Below are 22067 nucleotides of genomic sequence, written 5' to 3' on the forward strand. Positions count from 1 at the left end.
CTTACCGAAATTACCAACGCCGTTCAAATCGTCGACGCAAAAGAACAGCTGAAATATTCATGACAGCAAGAAAAATCATTAATACAATAATGGCACCCGATGTCTTTTCAACAAAAGCGCGTTCTGCTTCACCCATCCACATAAAAATCTGAACAGGCAAAGCCGTCGCCGGATCCATTGGGGTAGTGGGAATATTTACAACAAAAGCAACCATTCCAATCAAAAGCAAAGGTGCAGTTTCACCGAGCGCCTGAGCCAAACCAATAATCGTACCAGTTAAAATACCAGGCGTAGCCAAAGGAACAACATGATGGAAAACCATTTGTGTTTTCGATGCCCCTAAACCTAAAGCCGCCGCACGAATAGAAGGAGGAACAGCTCGCAAAGCAGAACGTGTAGCAATAATAATTGTTGGCAATGTCATAAGGATCAAGACAAGAGCACCAACCAAAGATGCTGAACGCGGCATCCCCCAAAAATTAATAAAAACAGCAAGCCCTAAAAGACCAAAAACAATCGAAGGAACAGCAGCAAGATTATTGATATTAATCTCAATAAAATCTGTAAACTTACTTTTACGCGCATATTCTTCAAGATAAATAGCCGTTGCAACCCCTATTGGCAGCGAACCTATCAATACAATAACCATCATATAAAAAGAACCAACCATGGCAGCACCTAATCCTGCAGTCTCAGGACGACTTGATGCACCAAACGTAAAAAGACCACAATTGAACGCTTGATAAAGCGTACCATCATCAGCCAAGCGCTTTATCCACTCTATCTGCCGATCAGAAACTTTGCGTTTTTGTTCTGCAATATGCAAATCAATCTGCCCCTTATAAGCTGAATCAATATTTGCTGCTGTTAAAACTTTTATTTTTTGCGTTGTCCCAATCAGCTTTGGATTCTTTGTCACCATATCACGCAACTGAACACGCACACCACTTGAAAACATGCGATTAACATCACGCATAGAGGTTCTATCATTGCGATCCACACCTAACTTTGTAGCCAAAGCATTGCGCACAAGAAGTGGGTAATTTGCAGTTATTAAAACCTTGGGATTAATCTCTCGTTGATGCATTGGATCAATGACTTTTTCATCCAAATAAATCGATAATGTCATTTCACTGTGAAAAAAAGCTGTATAACCTTGGCTAACTACAGACCATAAAAGAGTAACCAAAAAAAATAAGCCTATCACAATTGCAATCAGGCCATAAGCACGGAAACGAAGCTCAGCTCTATAACGGCGTTTCAATCCAATATTACGACGATGCGAAAGAGAAGCTCCATTCATTCATATTGCTCCCGATATTTACGCACTATGTAAAGAGCAAAAATATTCATTAAAAGTGTTAAAATAAAAAGTGTCATCCCCAAAGCAAAAGCTACAAGAGTTTGTAGAGAATTAAATTCAAAATCACCCGTCAATTGATTAACAATTTTAACCGTCATCGTGGTCATTGCTTCAAATGGATTCAGAGTCAAATTGGCTGAAACACCTGCCGCCAAAACCACAATCATCGTCTCCCCAATCGCACGCGATGCAGTCAACAAAAGCGCTCCTATAACACCTGGAAGTGCTGCCGGCATAATCACTTTTTTAATTGTTTCAGATCGCGTTGCTCCTAAGGCGTAAGAACCTTCGCGCAACGAACGCGGAATAGCAGTAATGACATCATCGGATAAAGATGAAACAAAAGGGATCAACATAATGCCCATCACCAAACCAGCGGTCAAAACACTTTGAGTCATAATAAAACCAACCCCACCAGAAAGAGAAATAGAGAGATCCCGCAAAAAAGGCCCAACAATCTTCAAAGCAAAAAACCCATAAACAATGGTCGGAATACCAGCAAGAACCTCCAATAATGGTTTTACAATCGAGCGTAATCGAGCAGGTGCATATTCAGCCATATAAAATGCAGAAAATAACCCGATAGGAACAGCAAAAAGCATTGCTACAAGCGCAATATAAAGCGTTCCAGCAAGTAGCGGTATAAAACCAAACTGTCCCATTTCACCATCCGAGCCACCGGATGAAAAACGAGGATCCCAAACCGTTCCCAAAAAGAAATTTGAAAATGGTACAGACTGAAAAAAACTAATGGTCTGAAATAACATGGAAATTGCAATGCCAACTGTTGTCAAAATCGCAACCGCAGATGCACAAACCAATCCAATAACGATCAAACGCTCAACTTTATCGCGTGCACGCTGGCGCGGAGCAATATGCATAATCCCAGAGATAAAGCCAAAAAACGCAATCATAAACAATAAAATATGACCAATAAATTTCAGCTTTTCAGCAGAAGTATACCATGACTGTGCTATTCTAACCACATCATTCGGTGCCTTTATAGGCAAAACAAAACCCTTCGCGAATAATTGTTTCTGCACATCCTCATAAGAAGCAGTGACAAGGGATCCTTCAAAGTGGTGAATAATTTTGACCAGACTACGAATAATTCCCAAAACAAGATCATGATTAACAATTTCCGTCATTTGCGTGAGGCATACCTCAATCTCCCGCGAGGCTCTATGCTCCAAATAAATTGCACTCCCACTATCCCAAAAAACTAAAAAAATAAGAGCTGGAAGAACAGTTATTAAAAATGTCCACCAGCCATAATAATGCGCACGAGAATGCATCTTGCATCCTGCATATTCAAAAAAGCGAGCACGCATATAAGAAATGCAAAAGCCGAAAAAACCAAAAATAAAGAGCAAAAAAAGAACAAAGGAAATGCGCATATATCTTTCAATTTTTATCACAATGCAGCCCAGAAAGTCCCTGCACCAAAGTTTCAGAAAATTATTTCAAAGTCATCACTGTACCAGCAGAAAAAGCATCACGTTGTAACTGCCGCTCACGTTCAGAAGCAGCCACCAAACCATATTCAGCCAAAGGGCCATCTGGACCAATCATTTGATCAGAAAGAAAAAAATCAACATATTCTCGCAAACCTGGAATGACATCTAAATGTGCTTTCTTAACATAGAAAAAAAGTGGACGAAAAATCAAATATTCACCACTGGAAATTGTTTCAACACTTGGATAAACACCATTAATCCACACGACCTTCAGCTTATCTGCATTATTTTCATAAAAAGACAAACTCAAAATACCAACAGCTGTTTTATGAGAGGTAAGACGAGCAAAGGTCTCAGAATAATCGCCATCAATATCAATGGCTTTCCCATCCTTACGCACAGCAATACAAGCTGCATGAATCTCCTTATCATTCATCCCTAAAGCTTGCATCGCCTCAATTGCACCACTGGCCTGACAACCCGCAACAAGCACCTTTTCTTCAAAAACTTCACGGGTTCCATGCTTTTCTCCGGGAATATACGCCGTAATTATCCAATCAGGAAGAGCATTATTAACTGCCTTCCATTTCGAAACTGTATTTGGCTGCAATTTCCCGTCAACAATAACCTGAGCAGCTAACGCCTTATAAATATCTACAATCTGTAATTTCCAATCAGGGGCATCAATATCTGTCGCGAAAACAATACTATCATACCCGATAAGCATTTCCTCAATATCTTTTACACCAGCATCAAAACAAGATTGTAATTCACTTGTCTTCATGGCCCGCGAAGCATTCACGATATCAATTGTATTATTCCCAATACCACGACAAAATTCCTTAATACCTGCGCCTGATCCACCCGATTCGATAACTGGAATCCTAAAATTAGGGTAAATGTCTCCAAATATCTCAGCAACAATTTTTTCATAAGGTAAAATGGTAGATGAGCCGGAAATTTGAATTTGATCGCGCGCATTGCTAACATCAGCGAACAACACAGCAACGAACATCAGCACTATTCTAACTGATACCAATTTGCTCAATCTAAAAACTCCCTAAATTACACCTCCCACAAATTCGCACTCATTTTTATTATTCATCATTGTGATAAGCTGAATTTGAATCCTAATTTACGTTTATAGCATGACAAAATAAAAAAGGGGGCATAAATAATTTCCATAACAAAATTATATTTTAGCTTGCCGTTTCAATAAATTTAATTCGAACGCTTGAATTCAATGATATCCCAAAACAAAGAAGCAATATCCGCCCCACCAAAACGTTTAATTTCACGAATTCCCGTAGGAGATGTAACATTAATTTCTGTTATATAATCTCCAATCACATCAATCCCCACAAGCAGCAAACCACGTTCTTTCAAAGATGGACCAATACGATTGCAAATCTCATAATCACGTTTTGTTAAATCAATATTTTCTGCTCGTCCTCCAACATGCATATTAGAACGGACATCCATTTCTGCCGGAATTCGATTAATCGCCCCCACAGGTTTACCATCAAGTAAAATAATCCGTTTATCACCTTTTCGCACTGCATCTAAATAACGCTGAACAATAAAAGGCTCGCGATAGCTTTGTACAAACATTTCCAATAGCGATGCCAAATTACGATCATCCTGTTTCAGATGAAAAATACCCATACCTCCATTGCCATAGAGTGGTTTAAGAATAATGTCCCCAAATGTCGCCCTAAAGTCTCTTACTTCTTCAAAATCTTTTGTAATTAATGTTTCTGGCATCAAATCAGAAAATTCCGTCACAAAAATCTTTTCTGGATTATTGCGTACCCATGCCGGATCATTCACAACAAGAGTCTTAGGATGAATGCGCTCTAAAAAATGTGTTGTCGTGATATAATTCATGTCGAAAGGTGGATCTTGTCGTAACAGCACGACATCCATATCCGTCAGTTCCGTACGCACAGGTTCCCCTAATTGATAATGGTGACCTTCTTCATCACGTACAGTCAATGGCTCTAGCCGCGCAATCACACAACCATATCGCATAGATAAGCAATCCGGTGTATAATGGAAAAGAGAGTGTCCACGTGTCTGTGCAGCCAAAGCAAGTGCAAACGTAGTATCTCCTTGGATCCGAAGCGTTGAAATATGATCCATCTGAATAGCAATTTTCATAAATAAAACCTCTTATCACTAAAAGCATACTGGTCTTAGAGCCACAAACTTATTAAACAATAAAGGAACTATGACAAGAGAGAGACTATGATACAAGAAGCTAATGAACCATTAAACTCGGAAGAAATCGAACGCTACGCACGTCATATTATTTTGCCCGAAATTGGTGGTATGGGACAACAAAAGCTTAAAGCTGCTCGTGTACTTGTCGTCGGCGCAGGTGGTCTTGGTTCCCCTGTTTTAACCTATCTTGCAGCAGCAGGTGTTGGGACCCTCGGAATTGTTGATGATGATATCGTTTCTCTTTCCAATTTACAACGCCAAGTCCTTCATAAAACAAGCGCGATTAACCAACGTAAAACCGTTAGCGCAGAAAACACTATAAAAGGCATTAATCCACATGTCACTGTTGAAAAACATAGTTTACATTTAGATGAAAATAATATCGATGAATTACTGAATGCCTATCATATCATTATTGATGGCAGTGATAATTTTGCTACACGCTATCTGCTTGCTGACCATGCTGCCTCCTGTGCCAAGCCTTTAATCAGCGGTGCTGTAGGACGGTTCGATGGCTCACTGACAGTGCTTATGCCTTATAAAGATAACAATCCTCATTATCGCGATTTATTTCCTAATCCACCCGACGCTGGCGTTATCCCCACATGTGCCGAAGTGGGTATCATCGGTGTTTTACCTGGTGTCATCGGTACACTGCAAGCAATGGAAGCCATTAAACTCATCACAAATGTTGGTGAGCCATTGGTGGGGAAAATACTCCTATATAACGGATTATCAGCGCAATTTAATATAATTTCCTATAAACGGCCAGCTTCCAAAGCAAATGCTGCAGCCATTAAAGTTTGCGTATAAGAATTCTTTGGGGAAGAAAAAATACGATCAGAAGAATCATACTCAACCATTTTCCCATGGTGCATAACAATCACCTCATGCGCGAGCGTCTTAATAACTTTCAAATCATGACTAATAAACAAATAACCCAAATGATATTTTTGTTGTAAATGACGTAAAAGATCAACAATCTGAGCTTGCGCACTCATATCAAGAGAAGACGTCGGTTCATCCAACATAATAAAACGTGGCTTCAGAATGATTGCACGTGCAAGAGCAATCCGCTGTCTCTGCCCGCCAGAAAACTCATGTGGATAACGATAGCGCGTAGCAGGATCAAGATCAACCTCATACAAAGCCTCAATCACACGATCATCACGTTCAGAATAAGAAAGCTGTGGCTCATGAATCGATAATCCCTCAGCAATAATTTCATTAACAGACATACGCGGAGAAAGCGAACCAAAAGGATCTTGGAAAACAATCTGGATATGACGACGCAAAGGACGCATCTGCTTAAAATTAAAATGACCAATATCAGTCCCATCAAAATAGATCTGACCTGTAGACGAAAGCATCCGTGTCAGAGCAAGCCCCAATGTTGTCTTGCCTGAACCAGATTCCCCCACAACACCAACTGTTTGCCCAGAACGAACTGTAATATTGATATCCTGAACAGCCTTCACATAATCAACTGTCCGGCGCAACAAGCCATTTTTAATTGGAAACCAAACGCTTACTTTCTGACCTTGCATCAAAACAGGCATATTACTATCAGCTTGAAGAGGATGACCTTTAAGCTCTGATGCTAACAATTTTTTTGTATAGGAATGTTGAGGATTTGTAAAAATTTCGTTTACTGAACCATTTTCAACGATTTTCCCCTTCCTCATTACATAAACACGATCCGCAATACGACGCACAATCGCTAAATCATGGGTGATAAAAAGCATTGACATATTGTAGCTCTTCTTAAGCTGCACGAACAGCTCAAGAATTTGCGCTTGAACAGTCACATCAAGTGCTGTTGTTGGCTCATCGGCAATTAATAATTGTGGGCTATTCGCAAGCGCCATCGCAATCATCACACGTTGTCGTTGGCCACCAGACAATTGATGCGGAAACGCACCCAAACGTTTTTCTGGTTCGCGAATTCCAACTTGTGTCAGCAAATCAATAACACGCACACGCAATGGTTTATCAGACACATTCGAATGCATTTTCAGAACTTCGCCTATCTGGCGTTCTACATTATGCAAAGGATTAAGAGCGGTCATCGGCTCCTGAAAAATCATGGCAATATCTTTGCCACGCACTTTACGCAAATCCTCTTCTTTCTGTTGAAGTAAATTCTGATTCTTAAAAAGAATCTCACCCGATTGATAAGATGTTTTCAAAAAAGGCAATAATTGCAAAATCGATAATGCTGTTACTGATTTTCCTGAGCCTGATTCTCCTACCAACGCAACAGTTTCTCCTTCCTCAATATCGAAAGAAATGTGTTCAAGAATATATTTTTTTTCTTCTTCCTGGCGAAATGCAACAGAAAAATCACGAACTGAAAGCAATTCTGTCATTGTAGTGTCTTTCGTGGATCAAATGCATCGCGCGCTGCCTCACCAATAAATGCAAGAAGCGACAACATAACAGCAATAACAACAAAACCTGTAATACCAATCCAAGGGGCGTTTAAATTCGAAGTAGCCTGACGCATCAACTCACCCAAAGAAGCATAACCAGGGGGAAGACCAAACCCCAAATAATCAAGCGACGTCAATAATGAAATCCCCGATGTTAATAAAAATGGCATATAGGTTAAAGCAGCAACCATAGCATTTGGCAATAAATGACGTATCATAATCGTGCTATTCGGGACACCTAAAGCACGCGCAGCACTAACATAAGTAAAATTGCGTGCACGCAAAAATTCCGCACGCACGACACCAACCAATGTCACCCATTGGAAAAGAAGCATAACTCCCAATAACATCCAAAAACCTTGTGCTAAAACAGCAGCCATAATAATAACCAAATAAAGCGATGGTACAGAAGACCATATCTCAATTAAACGCTGAAAGATCAAATCAACCCAACCACCGAAATAACCTTGAATCGCTCCCGCTGTAACACCAATAATCGTAGAAATAGCTGTCAAAAGAATGCTAAAAATGATCGATACGCGAAAACCATATAAAACCCGCGCAAAAACATCACGTGTCAGATCATCTGTTCCAAGCCAATTCCATCGGCTTATTGTACATTCTGGATCAGCACTTCCTTGCGCATAATTAACACAACGTTCCTCTTTGCTTTGAAGCCAAAAAGGAGGCGCTAAAGCGACAGTTTTATTCCCTACGATCGTATGATAAGAATAGTGCACAAGCGGCCACACTGCCCAACCATGTTTTGCAATTTCATTTTGAATCAAAGGATCGCGGAAATCTGCTATTGCAAGATTTCCCCCAAACTTTTCATCGGAATAGTCAAAAAAAACAGGAAAAAGCAATTCTCCTTTGTAAGCAGCGACAATCGGACGATCATTGGCAATAAACTCTGCTGAAAAAGAACAAAAACATAAAAACAAAAAGAGCCACAAGGACCATAACCCACGACGATTTTGTTTAAAATTACGCCAACGACGCGCATTCAATGGAGAAAGAAAAGGTTTTTTCTGAAATTGAGTGTCACACAATCTATTATGTTCTACTTTGTCCATCATAAATCCTTTTTGTCAAAATCAATACGTGGATCAACCAGCATATAAATAACATCAGAAATCAGGCTAACAATGAGACCAATCAACGAAAAAATATAAAGAGAAGCAAACACAACGGAATAATCACGATTGACAATAGACGTATAACTTAACAACCCTAAACCATTTAATGAATAGAGCATTTCAATCAACAACGATCCATTAAAGAATGATCCCATAAAAGTCGCAGGAAAACTAGCGATAACGACCAAAATTGCATTGCGAAAAACATGTCCATAAAGAACCGACCACTCGCTTAATCCCTTAGCCCGGGCTGTAATAACATATTGCTGGCGAATTTCTTCTAGAAAACAATTTTTTGTCAGTAAAGTCGTTGTAGCAAAAGCAGAAATGACCATTGCGGTCAACGGAAGAGCTAAATGATAAAAATAATCTAATATTTTACCTCCCAAGGATAATTTATCAAAATTATCGGATGTTAAATGCCCCAATGGAAACCAATCAAAAAAAGACCCTCCTGCAAAGAAAACCATTAAAAAAATACCAAAGAGAAAATTTGGAATAGCATAACCAATAACAATAACAGCACTTGTCCATGCATCAAAAGAAGACCCTTCTTTAAGAGCTTTACGTATTCCCAACGGTATAGAAATAGTATAGGAAATCAGCAATTGTAAAAAGCCAAGTGAAAGAGAGACAGGTAAAGCATTCTTGATAAGCTCAATCACTGAACGTCCTTGTATATAAGACTCCCCAAAATCAAAACGCAAATAATTACCAAGCATCGTCAAATAACGTTCCAAAGGCGGCTTATCAAAACCAAACTGTTTCTCAAGTTTGGCAATAAATTCTGGATCTAATCCTTGTGCACCACGATATTTAGAATTTCTATAGGTAGACGTCTCAACATGAGCAGCATCCATAACGACATCAGTAGGAGAACCAAGATCACTAGCTCCTGCCACACGTCCTACAGCGTCACCTCCTGTACCCTGTAATTGAGCAATAATGCTTTCAATAGGTCCACCCGGCGTAAATTGAACAATAATAAATGTTACTGTTAAAATACCAATCAGTGTCGGTATAATCAGAAAAAGACGTCGCAGGATATAGGTCACCATTTTTTGTTTTCACCTTTTGATAAAGTTACACCAAATCAATTCCCAATGATGCATTGATAACGGTATAACAAACCTATGGAATTAAAATGACCGAAACAATCTATTATACACGATCACTGTATAGTGGTACTTTCTGACATACACTAATCTTCCTCACCATCTTCATTATCAACGGGCAAAGAAACAGGATTATTAGATAAGCTACGCAAATAAAGTAAAAGATCGGCACGATCTTGATCATTTTTTAGTCCACGAAAAGACATAATGGTTCCTGGAATCGCTTTACGCGGTGATTGTATATAGCGATCCAGTGTCAAAAAATCCCATTTCTTATCAGAATTTGCACGCAACGCCCGTGAATAAGTAAAACCTTCTATAATCGCAAAAGGACGATCAACAATCTCCCAAAGCGTTGGACCAACGCGATGAGATTGATTACGCCCAGAAGTATGGCATGCCGCACACTGCTTAAAAATCTTACGTCCATTTTCAACATCGCCTTGTTGAAGACGCTTACTCAACATATGTTGTACTTCTTCAAGCGTATCACTTTCCACAGCATTAGGAGAACTTTGAAGCCGCGCAGAATTATTGTCAATAACACCACTGAGCATAATCATTCCTACAAAAACAATCACGCCTAATAGACAAGCAAAAATGAAATAGGTGAATACCGACCGCCTCATTAGAAATTCAAATGCCCTTATCCTTAATTATCGTTGCTAGTTTAAACTTTTTTCCTGTAACGTACAAAATATTATAAAACATCAAATACATAACATATCGATATACAATAGATCTTGAAAAAATATGCACGATTTTAACATAAAAATAATCATGAAAATCAATAAAATCTCTTTTCAGAAAAAACACAGCTTCATAATTCCTATACTGCAATCACAATGCATATCGAGATCCAAAAGAAAAAATTTCAATGATCCTTTCTATATTGTTTGTTTCTTAGCTTGATTTTTTATTTTAAATCGACAATATAGCGTTGGGAGGTTGGTAGTGGACGAACTACTCGCCAACCGGGTCAGGTCTGGAAGGAAGCAGCCCCAACGAGCCTAGTACGGGTCATTGTATCAACCTCCTAATCTCTTATGTAAATTATATTCCTATTTCCTTTAAGTGTAATATCTTGAAAGTGGTGCGTGGTATCTATTGAATAGGGAACAGGTATTTTTAGAATAAATACTTTATCCTCTTAAAAAAATAAATTGATTGAGAAAAAATCCTTTTATATTAAAGTGTATCCCTTTAACCTATGCTCTCTATTATTGAAATATCCCATAAAGAGCTTCAGATATTGGAAACCATTGATGAAAAATATGCCAGCAGAAACGGCCTATCGCGTTCTCGCTCGCAAATATCGGCCTCAAAATTTCTCCGACCTCATTGGTCAAAAAGCAATGGTGCGTACACTTACAAATGCCTTTGAAACAGGACGTATTGCGCAAGCATGGATATTGACAGGAATTCGCGGAGTGGGAAAAACCACAACAGCTCGTATTTTAGCACGTGCACTTAACTACAAAACACCAGACATCGATCAACCAACTACCATATTAAACACACTTGGTGAACATTGTGCGCAAATTATTTCAGGCCATCATATCGATGTCATAGAAATGGATGCTGCTTCGCATACTGGCATAGACGATATTCGTGACATCATTGAACAAATACGTTATCGTCCTGTTTCAGCACGTTATAAAGTTTATATTATTGACGAAGTTCACATGCTTTCAACACAAGCATTTAATGGTTTATTGAAAACACTTGAAGAACCACCACCACATGTAAAATTTATTTTTGCAACAACAGAAATTCGCAAAGTTCCTATTACAATCCTTTCACGCTGTCAGCGTTTTGATTTACGACGCATTGAAACAGCAATTTTAGTAGATCATTTGCGCAAAATTGCCCAACATGAAAAAGTTACAGTGGAAGATCAAGCACTATCAATGATTGCTCGTGCTGCGGAAGGATCCGCACGTGATGCACTTTCCATTTTTGATCAAGCAATCGCCCATAGCAATGGCAATGTGAGTGCCGCTGCAATGCGCACAATGCTAGGATTAGCTGATCAAACACGTATTATCGACCTCTTTGAATTTATTATGAAAGGAGACATTGTAAACGCACTGCATGAATTACGCAGCCAATATGATGCCGGCGCTGACCCCTTCGTTATATTAACAGAATTAGCTGATTTCAACCATCTTGTCACCCGATTACATGTGATACCAAAGATAACAGAAGATCTATCGCTTACAGAAAATGAACGACTACGAAGCTTAGAGTTTTCACAAAAACTTTCCATCCGCGTTCTTTCTCGAAACTGGCAAATGTTACTCAAAGGCTTACAGGAAGTTAATCAAGCGGCACGTCCTATTCAAGCTGCTGAAATGTTATTAATTCGTCTTACCCATGCTGCTGATCTACCAACACTTGATGAAGCTTTAAAAAATCTCACACAAGAAAAAGCACCTCTCACAATCGTTCAAAACCATTCTCATAACGAGAAAAAAAGTATAAATAATACAGTAACAGAGGAAGCGGTACCAGCTTATCATTCTTCACAAATTTTCAATTCACCGCAAATCCAACAAAATTTCAAAACATCCTCAGAAAATCAGTCCGGCATTTCCTTACAACCGGAAAAACCATTAAGAGTTCAAATTTCTGAGAATACAAACTCTCCTGAAACAACAAAAGATCTTGACGCTTCTCAACCTGTCGTATCCTCTGAAAATGCCGTAAATTCAACGTATGCCCCTATCCAATCAGACACGGAAACGACTCTATCAGAAACGAAAAATGCAAAACAAGAAACGTTGATCATAAATTCCTTACATGATCTTGTTAATCTCGCTGAGCAGCATCGTGATACGCATTTCAAATTACTTATCAAAGAATTTGTTCACCCTATTTCTTTTAAACCAGGGAATATCACCTTAAGACTTTCTGAAAATGCTCCACGTTTACTTGCTCACGATATCAAAAAAGTGCTGCATCAATGGATTGGAAAACAATGGATCATAAACTTTGTTAATGAAGGAGGTGGACCAACATTACAGGAAGAAAATGAATCTGTGCAGAAAACTCTTTTTTCCGATGCACAAAAAGATCCTGATATTGCAAAAATCCTTAACCACTTCCCAGGAGCAAAAATTGTCGATATTCGGCAAAATAAACAAGAGAGCGATCTTGTTTCGCATCTACATAACTTTAATAATGAAAAACAGTGTAATAATATACATGATGAATAAGGAAACTAATCCCTATGCGTGATATGATGGGTATAATGAAAAAAGCCAAAGAAATGCAAGAAAAAATGCAGAAACTTCAAGATGAAATGGCTAATCTGCAGATAACAGGAACAGCTGGAGGTGGGCTCGTTAATGTCACTTTAAATGGGAAAAATGCCATAACGGCCATCAAAATTGATCCTTCGTTATTTAAACCTGAAGAAGCTGAAATTCTTGAAGATCTCATCATGGCAGCTCATAATGAAGCCAAAGCAAAAATTGAAACAGCCATGGCAGAGAAAACGCAAAGCATGACAGCAGGTCTACCTATCCCACCAGGATTTAAACTGCCATTTTAATGGAAGAACTTTGATTTAATCTGTTGAAATAATATCATGTCTAAACACATTGCAGGCCCTGAAATTGAACGTCTCATTCAACTTTTAGCACGGATACCAGGTCTTGGCCCGCGTTCGGCACGTCGTGCTGCACTTCACCTTATCAAGAAAAAAGAAACACTGCTTGAGCCATTAGGACTTGCAATGCAGGAAGCCCTCAACAAAGTTTGCATTTGTTCTGTTTGCGGAAATGTAGATACAGTCCATCCCTGTTCAATTTGTACAGATCCTCGCCGAGATGATACAACAATTATTGTTGTTGAAGACATCTCTGATCTTTGGGCCCTCGAACGTGCAAGAACTTTGCTCGCACGTTATCATGTCTTAGGTGGACGACTATCTCCGTTAGATGGGATAGGTCCTGATGAACTCAACATTTCTTCCTTAATAAACCGTGTTAGCAATGGTTCAATTACAGAGATTATTCTTGCCGTGAATGCTACTGTTGAAGGACAAACAACGGCGCATTACATCACCGATCAACTCTCCGATTTCTCCATTAAAATTACTCGACTGGCCCACGGGGTGCCGGTAGGTGGCGAATTGGATTATCTTGATGATGGAACTTTAGCTGCAGCCTTACAAGCAAGAACTAATCTTTAAAACTCTCTTTTCTCATCTATCAGCTTTATCTTATTCATCATTTCATTTTCGTAAAGAAGTATTAAAATGCTGAATAAAAAATGATCTGTCATGATTGATTTTAGTTCTTTTTAATAAAATCAAAGTTTTTTGTAACAAGCCAATGAAAACGATAGATCTTAACCAGCAGATAAAAGAACATAAATCATTCTTCATTCTTGATAACAACTTTTATTCTCATTCCATTGTAGTATTTTATAACCTTCATCTCATATGTCACAGCTCAAAATTCGAATTTCTTTAGCGCCTTTATATTACCATATATTACTATGCATATCTGAGCTGTACCTCCATAGGATACGTTTTATAATGCTTTTGTACAGACTTTTCATGCCCTGTAAAAACGGATTGAATCACGCTTAAATATCTTAAAATAATATTTTCCTACTAATCCTTCCCTGTTTTCAAACAGTACAAATTGCAAAAATAAAATAAAAAATACAAAAAAAACACAGCCACCTTTTGTTTTTTACTTTATTCATATACGATAGTTTTATGCTTATTCTTGCCATAGACACTGCTTCAATTTATTGTGCTGTTGCACTTATTCATCATCAATCCGTTGTTTCATGCATCAGTGAGCGCATGAGCAAAGGTCATGCTGAAAAGCTTATTGGACAAATTGCAGAAGTCACCAACCAAGCCAACATCACACTAGATCAAGTTGACCGTATTGCTGTCAATATTGGACCTGGATCATTTACAGGTGTACGTGTAGGTGTTTCAACAGCCAGGGCTTTAGCGCTGGCATTGGAAATACCAGCGATTGGGGTAAGCGCACTGGAAGCATTAGCAGCACAAACAAATAAACAACATCCCACATCGACAGTTACTGTTGTTATAGAAGCTGGCAGAGGAATGTTTTATCATCAAAATTTCAATAATGATCTTACAGCTATGAGTGCACCTGGCTTAAAAACGCTTGAGCAGATCACCTCAGATCTGCCACAACAAACCATACTAACCGGCCCCGCAACCGATATCATTATGCTGCACCTTAAAAATAATAAGATAGATAAACTTATCTTCGATCAAATCCCATGCGAGGCAGCTGATATTGCAATCTATGCATATCTTGCTGCAAACAAACAAACCCAAACGCCACCCCACCCACTTTATCTCCGCGATGCCGATGCAAAGCAACAAACCAATTTTGCTTTACCACGAAAAAAATAATGACCAAACTTTCATTAATCAAAAAGCAATTTTGGATTGCGCCGCTACAAGCTGATGACAGTGCCTCCCTACATCAAATTCATTACGCGTGTTTTGTCCCATATTGGGATAAATACACATTTGATACTTTTTTTAAAGATCGCTCTATCTTTGGCTACAAAGCCTGCTTTATTGGGAAACCTCTCCAGATTGTAGGATTTTGTCTATGCCGTCTCATTCTGGATGAAGCCGAAGTCATTACCATTGCTGTTCATCCTCATTACCGTCAACAAGGCGTTGGCTATTTGCTGATGGATAGTATACTTCGCCATCTTCATCATGAACGTGCTACAAAACTATTCCTAGAAGTAGAAGAAAATAATTTTTCTGCTTTAGCTCTTTATCAGCGTTTCGAATTTAAAAAAATCTCCAAACGCACTGCCTACTATCAATCACAAAATGATCGTACAGATGCAATCATCATGCAAAAAACTTTTGAGCAAATAGATTGAGATTTGTGTAAAAAACGTCTAAAAACATTCTATGAATCAACCAGATCCTAAAAAAACGCTTTCCGTTATTCCTAAAAAGGTTTTTATCAAAACCTACGGCTGTCAAATGAATGTTTATGACAGTCAACGAATGAACGACAGTCTCAATACTCACGGTTATATTGCAACACAAACACCAGATGATGCCGATCTTATTCTTGTTAACACCTGCCACATTCGTGAAAAAGCAGCAGAAAAGCTCTATTCCGATCTTGGCCGTTTGCGAATGATTCGCCAAGAACGTGCACCTGAAAAACCTTTGATGATTGGCGTTACCGGCTGTGTCGCACAAGCTGAAGGAAATGAAATCTTACGTCGTGCACCAACGGTTGATCTCGTCATTGGGCCGCAAATGTATCATCGTTTGCCGGAATTGTTGGAACAAGCGAAACAAGGAAAAAAGATTGTCAAAACGGACTATGCCGTCGAAGATAAATTCGCTTATTTGCCTCCTCATAATAAACGTGCAGTACAAAAACGAGGCGTTAGCGCATTTTTAACAGTCCAGGAAGGTTGTGACAAATTTTGTACCTTTTGTGTTGTTCCTTACACACGGGGCGCTGAAATATCGCGATCAGTTGAACAAATTACTGATGAAGCTCTCCAACTCATTGAAGCTGGTGTTAAAGAAATTACGCTTCTTGGACAAAACGTCAATGGCTGGCACGGACAAAGTACTGACGGTAAGACATGGCGTCTTGGAGATCTGCTTTATCATCTTGCTAAGCTTGATGGCTTAAAACGCCTGCGTTATACAACCAGTCATCCGCGTGACATGGATGAAAGTCTTATCGCTGCACACCGAGATCTCGATATATTGATGCCTTATCTGCATCTCCCTGTCCAGTCAGGATCCGATCGTATTCTAAAAGCAATGAATCGCCAACATAAAAGCATTCATTATCTTCATCTCATTGAGAAAATTCGTACCGCACGGCCTGATATTGCATTCTCAGGTGATTTCATTGTAGGATTTCCGGGGGAAACTGATGAGGATTTTGAAGATACTATTAAACTAGTTGAACAAGTAGGCTACAGTTCAGCCTACTCTTTCAAATATTCACCTCGCCCTGGAACAGTTGGTGCAAAAATGAAAAATCATGTCGATGAAGTCGTAAAAAATATACGCCTTCAACGTTTACAAACACTGCTTCTTGAACAGCAAAATGCATTTTTACGCTCTAAAATTGGTCAAAAAACCGATATCCTCATCGAAAAAGCGGGGCGCCATTCTGGACAAATGGTGGGTCGTTCTCCTTGGCTCTTACCAGTCGTAGTCGATACACAAGCTTCTACTGGTGCTATGATGACAATTCATATAAAAAATGTAAGCTCAAACAGTTTCGTTGGAGAACAAGCGAACGTATAAAATAAGCGAATATATAAAAAACTCTTCAGATTTTATTCAAAGCATAAACTTTTAAGAAGCTATTTCACTTTCAAAGAAAGAGATTATATTTGAAATGTGAATTCTATAAAAAGTGAATATTGCTTTTTAAAGTTCATGCCCAAAAGTATGTCATACTCAACAATGTAGGAGAATAGGTTGAAAACCTCAACCGAGAAATCAAAACGCATCCAAAAGAAAATAAGTGCCTTGCCAGAAAATATAAACGTCTTTGAAAAAGCCGGTATATCGGATATTAATCACGTTGTTTTAACTTTTGAAAATAACGGCTATGCAAAAGCTGTGTTTGGTAAATTTGATGAAAATCTTGCTCTTATTGAACAAAAGCTCGGACTTGATATTCGTCCACGTGGCAACGAAATTGCAATCCGTGGAGAAGCCACTGCTATCAACTGTGCAGAATACATACTAAATCACCTCTATGAACGAGCAAAAACGCATCAAGAACTCACGTTATCAGATATAGAAGGTGCAATCGCTATGGCAAACTTGCCAAATGAACAGCAAAAATCAATCAATGCAACCCAATCTATAACAAAACGCGTACCAGCACAATTGAGTACCCACAAAAAAACAATACTTGCTCGTACCCCAACACAAGATGCATATATGCGAGCAATGGAACGTTCTGAACTTGTTTTTGGTGTGGGACCGGCAGGAACTGGTAAAACATATCTTGCCGTTGCTCATGCTGCAATGCTCCTAGAACGTGGTATCATAGAACGAATAATTCTCTCACGTCCTGCCGTTGAGGCCGGAGAACATCTTGGTTTCCTTCCCGGCGACCTCAAAGAAAAAGTTGCTCCTTACTTACGACCACTTTATGATGCTCTTTATGATATGATGCCCGCTGAAAAAGTGGAACGTGTTTTAACTTCTGGTGTCGTAGAAATTGCTCCTCTTGCTTTCATGCGCGGACGAACACTTACGCACTCAGCCATTATTCTTGATGAAGCACAAAATACAACACCCATGCAGATGAAAATGTTCCTCACGCGTCTTGGAGAAGGAGCACGAATGATCGTAACAGGTGATATAAGTCAAATTGATTTGCCTACAGGACAAAAATCAGGTTTAGTAGAAGCAATCCGTATTTTATCAGATATAGAGAATATTGTGATCGTTCGTTTTAATGAAAAAGATGTTGTGCGTCATCCCCTTGTTGCTGCCATTGTTCATGCTTACAATCGCGATTCAAGTAAACAAACAAAAAAATACAGCTCTAATGCTTCTCAGCAAAAAAATGAGCAAAATTCATCATGATTATTATTGATATGACCATTGAAAGTGCCGAGTGGGGAGAGGAGAAAGTGCTCTATAATATCGCTGAAAAAGCATTAACTGCAACAATTCAACACTGTTCATTAGATAATATCACAAGCGAACTGAGTTTGCTTTTTACTAATGACGAGCATATGGCACAAATTAACGCACAGTGGCGTAATAAAAACAACCCCACCAATGTTTTATCTTTTCCTGCTTTTCCTCTTAAAGCGGGACAAAACCCTAGATCTATGCTTGGCGATATCGTTATTGCACGAGAAACTGTTATGCGTGAAGCAAAGCAAGAAGGAAAATCATTTCATGATCATTTGACACATATGGTCGTCCATGGTGTCCTCCATCTTCTTGGTTATGATCATGAAACACATGAAGAAGCTCATCAAATGGAAGAGCTAGAAAAAGAAATTCTCCGAAAGCTTTCCATAAAAGACCCCTATACTGAGTTGCCTTAAAATGCTAGAAAATTCAATTAGCTTATTTATACATCTGTTATACAAAAGGAATTGAGAAGATTTTAAAATCATGACAGATAAAATTAATATACCAAATAATAGTCAAATATCTTCTAATCTGGAAGAACAGCCTTCTCAACGAGAAAATCATACAGAAAAAAACTCTTTACTGAGCCAGTTATTTTCTTTTTTACGGGGTCGCAATTCCACGTCACTGCGCGATGATCTGACTGATGCTCTCACTGCTGACAATGAGAAGGATACGGATCTCTTCTCTCCTGAAGAGCGTATCATGCTTTATAATATTTTGCGCTTGCGCGAAGCACGCGTTGATGATGTTATGATCCCACGTTCTGAAATCGAAGCATTGGAAATCAATACCCCTCTTGGAGAGGCTCTTGAATGTTTTGGAAAAATTGGTCATTCCCGTATGCCTGTTTATGCTGAAACCTTAGACGATCCCCGAGGCATGATCCATATCCGCGACATTCTCAACTATATAACACGCTTTATTACAAACTCAGCTCAAAATGAGAAAAAGTCCAATTCTCTTCAATTAAACCATACAGACTTAAATCACCCAATCGGAGAGCTGAACCTCATTCGAACAGTTCTATTCGTTCCTAGCTCCATGCTTGCAAGCAAATTATTAACACGTATGCAAACAACACGAACCCAAATGGCTTTGGTCATTGATGAATATGGTGGCACAGATGGTTTAGTCTCCATGGAAGATATTGTCGAATTGGTTGTTGGTGATATTGAAGATGAACATGACAATGACGATAATGCTATTGTATGCGAACATGATAATAAATGGCTTGTTGATGCAAAAACCGAATTGGGAGATGTAAAAAAGGCTCTTGGTCCTGATTTCATCGTAGGAGAATACGCTGATGAAGTTGATACAATTGGTGGTTTAATTGTTTCTATTCTTGATCGCATTCCTTCAAAAGGTGAAATCATTGAAGCTATTCCTGGTTTCCGATTCCGTATTTTAGAAGCCGACAAACGTCGGATTAAGCGATTACGTATTGTTCGTATCCAAGCAAACAAACAATCTCAGGAAAATGTTGTCCCCAAGGAATAACAATGTGTATTTAAAAAGGATAACATTTTTTCTGCTTTCCATATCGAGCTGGCAACGACAAGTCTGTGCGTTTTTATGTGGTGCATTGACATCCTTTGCGCTCCCACCCTTTTATCTAACGCCCATTAGTTTTTTAACTTTTCCTGTCTTCATTGTTTTATTGGATGCAATCAATGCCATTCAAAATAACAAAAAACGCCTTCTGAAAACTGCTCTGACCTGTGGAAACTTTGGCTTCGGTTATTTTGTTAGTAATCTTTGGTGGCTAAGCAATGCTTTATTGATAGAACCAAGCATTTTTGCTTGGACAATACCTTTTGCCATTTTTGGTCTTCCTGCCTATCTTGCTCTTTATTGGGCTTTTGCTGGTGTCATTGCTGGTTTGTTCTGGACAAAGGGAATCGCACGCTTTTTTGTTTTGGCTTTTGCACTAGGGTTAGCAGAATTACTGCGTGCTATTCTGTTCACAGGTTTCCCATGGAATTCTCTTGGTTACACAGCCATGCCAACTCCAATGCTCATGCAATCAGACGCTATCGTAGGGCTGTACGGCATGAATATTCTTGCTGTCTTAGTCTACAGTTTTCCCACTGTTTTATTAACAGGTGAAAAAAAGCGATTAGCACTTTTTCTTTGTCTTCTTCTTATATTTGCTCATTGCTGCTTTGGATTTTATCGTCTGAATGCAGCACAAAACATAGATGATTATCAAAAAAATCTCCATTGGGTGCGGATCATTCAACCTTCCATCCCACAAAACGAAAAATTGAGCCATGCTACACAAGAAGAAATATTTACAACCTATGTAAACCTAAGTGTAACTCCAACAACTGATCAGAATCCAGAGCCCGACTTTATCGTATGGCCTGAAGCATCAGTTCCGTACATTCTCAATAATTCCTCTGCTGTCACAATGCGCATCGCCTCTTTTCTGAAGCCTCAACAATGGGCTATTGTCGGTGCGACACGAGCCAGTAATGATTCCCCTAACGCTCCAACACAATTTTTTAATACAATTGCAGTCATTGATGCCAAGGGTAATCTTCTCAACACTTCTGATAAATTGCATCTGGTTCCTTTTGGTGAATATCTTCCCTATCAAAACTTATTGAATAAAATTGGACTGCATGCCCTTGCAGATAACATTGGTGGATATAGTGCCGAAACTGTGCGCAAGACTGTTACGATGCCAAACAAATTTTCTTATCTTCCATTGATTTGTTATGAAGTTATATTTCCCAATGAAATGACTTTTAAAGGTCCCCCACCTCAAGCAATTATTAATGTCACAAATGATGCGTGGTTTGGTATAACACCTGGACCATATCAACATTTCCAACAAGCACAACTGCGCGCCATAGAACTAGGGATTCCTGTTATCAGAGCAGCCAATAACGGAATATCAGCCGTACTTGATCCTTATGGACGCATTGTTGCCTCTCTTGAGCAAAATGCTATCGGCGTTATCGATTCGCCAATTCCATTACCAATCACATCCAGATGGAATAGTGAATATAGAATATTCTCTACTTTCATCTTATTCATTATTATGCTATCGTGCTACGTTAGTTTTGGTTCTACAAAACAACTTTAATGATTGGGTTCTCATGTACAATATCATTTTATATGTACCAGTAATATTGGGAAAAAGTTGATATATTATCTTAATTCTATGATAGACTAACCTCGCATGTACCTAATGTTAGTTTGGAAACGAAGTACTGGAAATAAAGAGTTGCATTATGACCGAGACTAGAAAAAAACCTGATCCCATAGATGTCTATGTTGGAACCCGTATTCGTTTACGTCGTAATATATTAGGTCTTACCCAAGAAAAACTAGGTGAGAAACTAGGCATTACTTTTCAGCAAGTTCAGAAATATGAAAAAGGTACAAATCGTGTTGGTGCGAGTCGCCTTCAAGCAATTGCAGAAATTATGGATGTCCCTGTTTCTTACTTTTTTGATAAAGGTATAGGAATCCAACCTATGGAAGGCTTTGCTGAAAGCGATAGCGATTTTATGGATTTTTGCTCTAGCAACGAAGGGATCCAGTTAATGCGCGCTTTTACCAATATATCCGATGCAAAAGTGCGTCGAAAAATAATTGATTTGGCAAGAGCTCTTTCTGAAGAAGATCCACTCAATAAGTTATAAAAATA

The 22067-nt window shown here is 38.8% G+C and carries 20 protein-coding genes and 1 other RNA gene; 13 read left to right on the forward strand and 8 right to left on the reverse strand.

Going from position 1 to position 22067, the window contains the following annotated elements:
• Window positions 1-10 precede the first annotated feature (10 nt).
• From pstA to gshB, 4 genes are all read right to left on the reverse strand, one after another.
• On the reverse strand, window positions 11-1303 hold the full coding sequence (gene pstA / locus NPX98_RS00465) for a phosphate ABC transporter permease PstA (protein WP_269021989.1): 1293 nt from the start codon (window positions 1301-1303) through the stop codon (window positions 11-13).
• Window positions 1300-2760: a phosphate ABC transporter permease subunit PstC gene (gene pstC / locus NPX98_RS00470; protein ID WP_269022414.1), complete on the reverse strand. Its 1461-nt coding sequence runs from the start codon at window positions 2758-2760 to the stop codon at window positions 1300-1302. Before pstC ends, pstA begins: the two co-directional genes overlap by 4 nt.
• A 61-nt stretch (window positions 2761-2821) precedes the next feature.
• Window positions 2822-3835: a PstS family phosphate ABC transporter substrate-binding protein gene (locus tag NPX98_RS00475; RefSeq protein WP_442864447.1), complete on the reverse strand. Its 1014-nt coding sequence runs from the start codon at window positions 3833-3835 to the stop codon at window positions 2822-2824.
• A 206-nt stretch (window positions 3836-4041) separates the two neighbouring features.
• Window positions 4042-4980 carry a glutathione synthase gene (gshB, locus tag NPX98_RS00480; protein WP_269021992.1) on the reverse strand — a complete coding sequence of 313 codons (939 nt, stop codon included), beginning with the start codon at window positions 4978-4980 and terminating at the stop codon, window positions 4042-4044.
• Between the two features lie 87 nt (window positions 4981-5067).
• Here gshB and NPX98_RS00485 point away from each other — a divergent pair, with 87 nt between their 5' ends.
• Window positions 5068-5856, forward strand: coding sequence for a molybdopterin-synthase adenylyltransferase MoeB (locus tag NPX98_RS00485; protein WP_269021993.1), 789 nt, complete (start codon window positions 5068-5070; stop codon window positions 5854-5856).
• Here the strand turns inward: NPX98_RS00485 and NPX98_RS00490 are convergent.
• The 4 genes from NPX98_RS00490 to NPX98_RS00505 all read right to left on the reverse strand — a co-directional run bounded on the left by NPX98_RS00490 (window position 5802) and on the right by NPX98_RS00505 (window position 10358).
• A complete protein-coding gene (locus NPX98_RS00490; RefSeq protein ID WP_269021994.1) occupies window positions 5802-7412 on the reverse strand; it encodes an ABC transporter ATP-binding protein in 1611 nt (536 codons plus the stop codon). The genes NPX98_RS00485 and NPX98_RS00490 overlap by 55 nt on opposite strands.
• Window positions 7409-8551, reverse strand: coding sequence for an ABC transporter permease (locus NPX98_RS00495; RefSeq protein WP_442864448.1), 1143 nt, complete (start codon window positions 8549-8551; stop codon window positions 7409-7411). The genes NPX98_RS00490 and NPX98_RS00495 overlap by 4 nt, the downstream gene beginning before the upstream one ends.
• Entirely contained in the window at window positions 8551-9672 is a 1122-nt protein-coding gene (locus NPX98_RS00500) for a microcin C ABC transporter permease YejB (protein ID WP_269021996.1), read from the reverse strand. The genes NPX98_RS00495 and NPX98_RS00500 overlap by 1 nt, the downstream gene beginning before the upstream one ends.
• 143 nt (window positions 9673-9815) lie before the next feature.
• Window positions 9816-10358 carry a c-type cytochrome gene (locus NPX98_RS00505; RefSeq protein WP_269021998.1) on the reverse strand — a complete coding sequence of 181 codons (543 nt, stop codon included), beginning with the start codon at window positions 10356-10358 and terminating at the stop codon, window positions 9816-9818.
• A gap of 314 nt (window positions 10359-10672) precedes the next feature.
• Between NPX98_RS00505 and ffs the strand changes: the two genes are divergently transcribed.
• The 12 genes from ffs (at window position 10673) to NPX98_RS00565 (ending at window position 22062) form a co-directional block, all read left to right on the forward strand.
• Window positions 10673-10769, forward strand: an RNA gene (gene ffs / locus NPX98_RS00510) — signal recognition particle sRNA small type.
• A gap of 225 nt (window positions 10770-10994) precedes the next feature.
• On the forward strand, window positions 10995-12947 hold the full coding sequence (locus NPX98_RS00515; RefSeq protein WP_269021999.1) for a DNA polymerase III subunit gamma/tau: 1953 nt from the start codon (window positions 10995-10997) through the stop codon (window positions 12945-12947).
• Window positions 12948-12961: 14 nt separating this feature from the next.
• Entirely contained in the window at window positions 12962-13285 is a 324-nt protein-coding gene (locus NPX98_RS00520; protein ID WP_269022000.1) for a YbaB/EbfC family nucleoid-associated protein, read from the forward strand.
• A gap of 36 nt (window positions 13286-13321) precedes the next feature.
• Complete coding sequence (recR, locus tag NPX98_RS00525; protein WP_269022001.1) at window positions 13322-13927, forward strand: recombination mediator RecR; 606 nt, start codon at window positions 13322-13324, stop codon at window positions 13925-13927.
• A gap of 534 nt (window positions 13928-14461) precedes the next feature.
• Window positions 14462-15142, forward strand: coding sequence for a tRNA (adenosine(37)-N6)-threonylcarbamoyltransferase complex dimerization subunit type 1 TsaB (gene tsaB / locus NPX98_RS00530; protein WP_269022002.1), 681 nt, complete (start codon window positions 14462-14464; stop codon window positions 15140-15142).
• Window positions 15142-15633: a ribosomal protein S18-alanine N-acetyltransferase gene (rimI, locus tag NPX98_RS00535; RefSeq protein ID WP_269022004.1), complete on the forward strand. Its 492-nt coding sequence runs from the start codon at window positions 15142-15144 to the stop codon at window positions 15631-15633. Before tsaB ends, rimI begins: the two co-directional genes overlap by 1 nt.
• Window positions 15634-15664: 31 nt before the next feature.
• The gene (miaB, locus tag NPX98_RS00540; RefSeq protein WP_269022005.1) at window positions 15665-17041 is read left to right on the forward strand and encodes a tRNA (N6-isopentenyl adenosine(37)-C2)-methylthiotransferase MiaB; all 1377 of its coding nucleotides are present in this window, start codon (window positions 15665-15667) and stop codon (window positions 17039-17041) included.
• 177 nt (window positions 17042-17218) lie between these two features.
• Window positions 17219-18343 (forward strand): PhoH family protein, encoded by a 1125-nt coding sequence (locus NPX98_RS00545; RefSeq protein ID WP_269022006.1) that lies wholly within the window; start codon window positions 17219-17221, stop codon window positions 18341-18343.
• On the forward strand, window positions 18340-18816 hold the full coding sequence (gene ybeY / locus NPX98_RS00550; protein ID WP_269022007.1) for an rRNA maturation RNase YbeY: 477 nt from the start codon (window positions 18340-18342) through the stop codon (window positions 18814-18816). The genes NPX98_RS00545 and ybeY overlap by 4 nt, the downstream gene beginning before the upstream one ends.
• A gap of 70 nt (window positions 18817-18886) precedes the next feature.
• Entirely contained in the window at window positions 18887-19906 is a 1020-nt protein-coding gene (locus NPX98_RS00555; RefSeq protein WP_269022008.1) for a hemolysin family protein, read from the forward strand.
• Window positions 19887-21500, forward strand: a complete 1614-nt coding sequence (gene lnt / locus NPX98_RS00560; protein ID WP_269022009.1) for an apolipoprotein N-acyltransferase — start codon at window positions 19887-19889, stop codon at window positions 21498-21500. Before NPX98_RS00555 ends, lnt begins: the two co-directional genes overlap by 20 nt.
• Window positions 21501-21648: 148 nt before the next feature.
• Window positions 21649-22062, forward strand: coding sequence for a helix-turn-helix domain-containing protein (locus NPX98_RS00565; RefSeq protein ID WP_269022010.1), 414 nt, complete (start codon window positions 21649-21651; stop codon window positions 22060-22062).
• Window positions 22063-22067 lie beyond the last annotated feature (5 nt).

Origin of the sequence: Bartonella sp. A05, from assembly GCF_026930145.1 — a bacterium.
In the GTDB taxonomy this organism is placed as follows: domain Bacteria; phylum Pseudomonadota; class Alphaproteobacteria; order Rhizobiales; family Rhizobiaceae; genus Bartonella.

What these genes read in the sequence shown, in the direction of transcription:
- pstA (WP_269021989.1), bottom strand. Translation starts at nt 1,303, where the DNA reads ATGAATGGAGCTTCTCTTTCGCATCGTCGTAATATTGGATTGAAACGC.
- pstC (WP_269022414.1), bottom strand. Translation starts at nt 2,760, where the DNA reads ATGCGCATTTCCTTTGTTCTTTTTTTGCTCTTTATTTTTGGTTTTTTC.
- NPX98_RS00475 (WP_442864447.1), bottom strand. Translation starts at nt 3,835, where the DNA reads ATGTTCGTTGCTGTGTTGTTCGCTGATGTTAGCAATGCGCGCGATCAA.
- gshB (WP_269021992.1), bottom strand. Translation starts at nt 4,980, where the DNA reads ATGAAAATTGCTATTCAGATGGATCATATTTCAACGCTTCGGATCCAA.
- NPX98_RS00485 (WP_269021993.1), top strand. Translation starts at nt 5,068, where the DNA reads ATGATACAAGAAGCTAATGAACCATTAAACTCGGAAGAAATCGAACGC.
- NPX98_RS00490 (WP_269021994.1), bottom strand. Translation starts at nt 7,412, where the DNA reads ATGACAGAATTGCTTTCAGTTCGTGATTTTTCTGTTGCATTTCGCCAG.
- NPX98_RS00495 (WP_442864448.1), bottom strand. Translation starts at nt 8,551, where the DNA reads ATGGACAAAGTAGAACATAATAGATTGTGTGACACTCAATTTCAGAAA.
- NPX98_RS00500 (WP_269021996.1), bottom strand. Translation starts at nt 9,672, where the DNA reads ATGGTGACCTATATCCTGCGACGTCTTTTTCTGATTATACCGACACTG.
- NPX98_RS00505 (WP_269021998.1), bottom strand. Translation starts at nt 10,358, where the DNA reads ATGAGGCGGTCGGTATTCACCTATTTCATTTTTGCTTGTCTATTAGGC.
- NPX98_RS00515 (WP_269021999.1), top strand. Translation starts at nt 10,995, where the DNA reads ATGAAAAATATGCCAGCAGAAACGGCCTATCGCGTTCTCGCTCGCAAA.
- NPX98_RS00520 (WP_269022000.1), top strand. Translation starts at nt 12,962, where the DNA reads ATGCGTGATATGATGGGTATAATGAAAAAAGCCAAAGAAATGCAAGAA.
- recR (WP_269022001.1), top strand. Translation starts at nt 13,322, where the DNA reads ATGTCTAAACACATTGCAGGCCCTGAAATTGAACGTCTCATTCAACTT.
- tsaB (WP_269022002.1), top strand. Translation starts at nt 14,462, where the DNA reads ATGCTTATTCTTGCCATAGACACTGCTTCAATTTATTGTGCTGTTGCA.
- rimI (WP_269022004.1), top strand. Translation starts at nt 15,142, where the DNA reads ATGACCAAACTTTCATTAATCAAAAAGCAATTTTGGATTGCGCCGCTA.
- miaB (WP_269022005.1), top strand. Translation starts at nt 15,665, where the DNA reads ATGAATCAACCAGATCCTAAAAAAACGCTTTCCGTTATTCCTAAAAAG.
- ybeY (WP_269022007.1), top strand. Translation starts at nt 18,340, where the DNA reads ATGATTATTATTGATATGACCATTGAAAGTGCCGAGTGGGGAGAGGAG.
- NPX98_RS00555 (WP_269022008.1), top strand. Translation starts at nt 18,887, where the DNA reads ATGACAGATAAAATTAATATACCAAATAATAGTCAAATATCTTCTAAT.
- lnt (WP_269022009.1), top strand. Translation starts at nt 19,887, where the DNA reads ATGTTGTCCCCAAGGAATAACAATGTGTATTTAAAAAGGATAACATTT.
- NPX98_RS00565 (WP_269022010.1), top strand. Translation starts at nt 21,649, where the DNA reads ATGACCGAGACTAGAAAAAAACCTGATCCCATAGATGTCTATGTTGGA.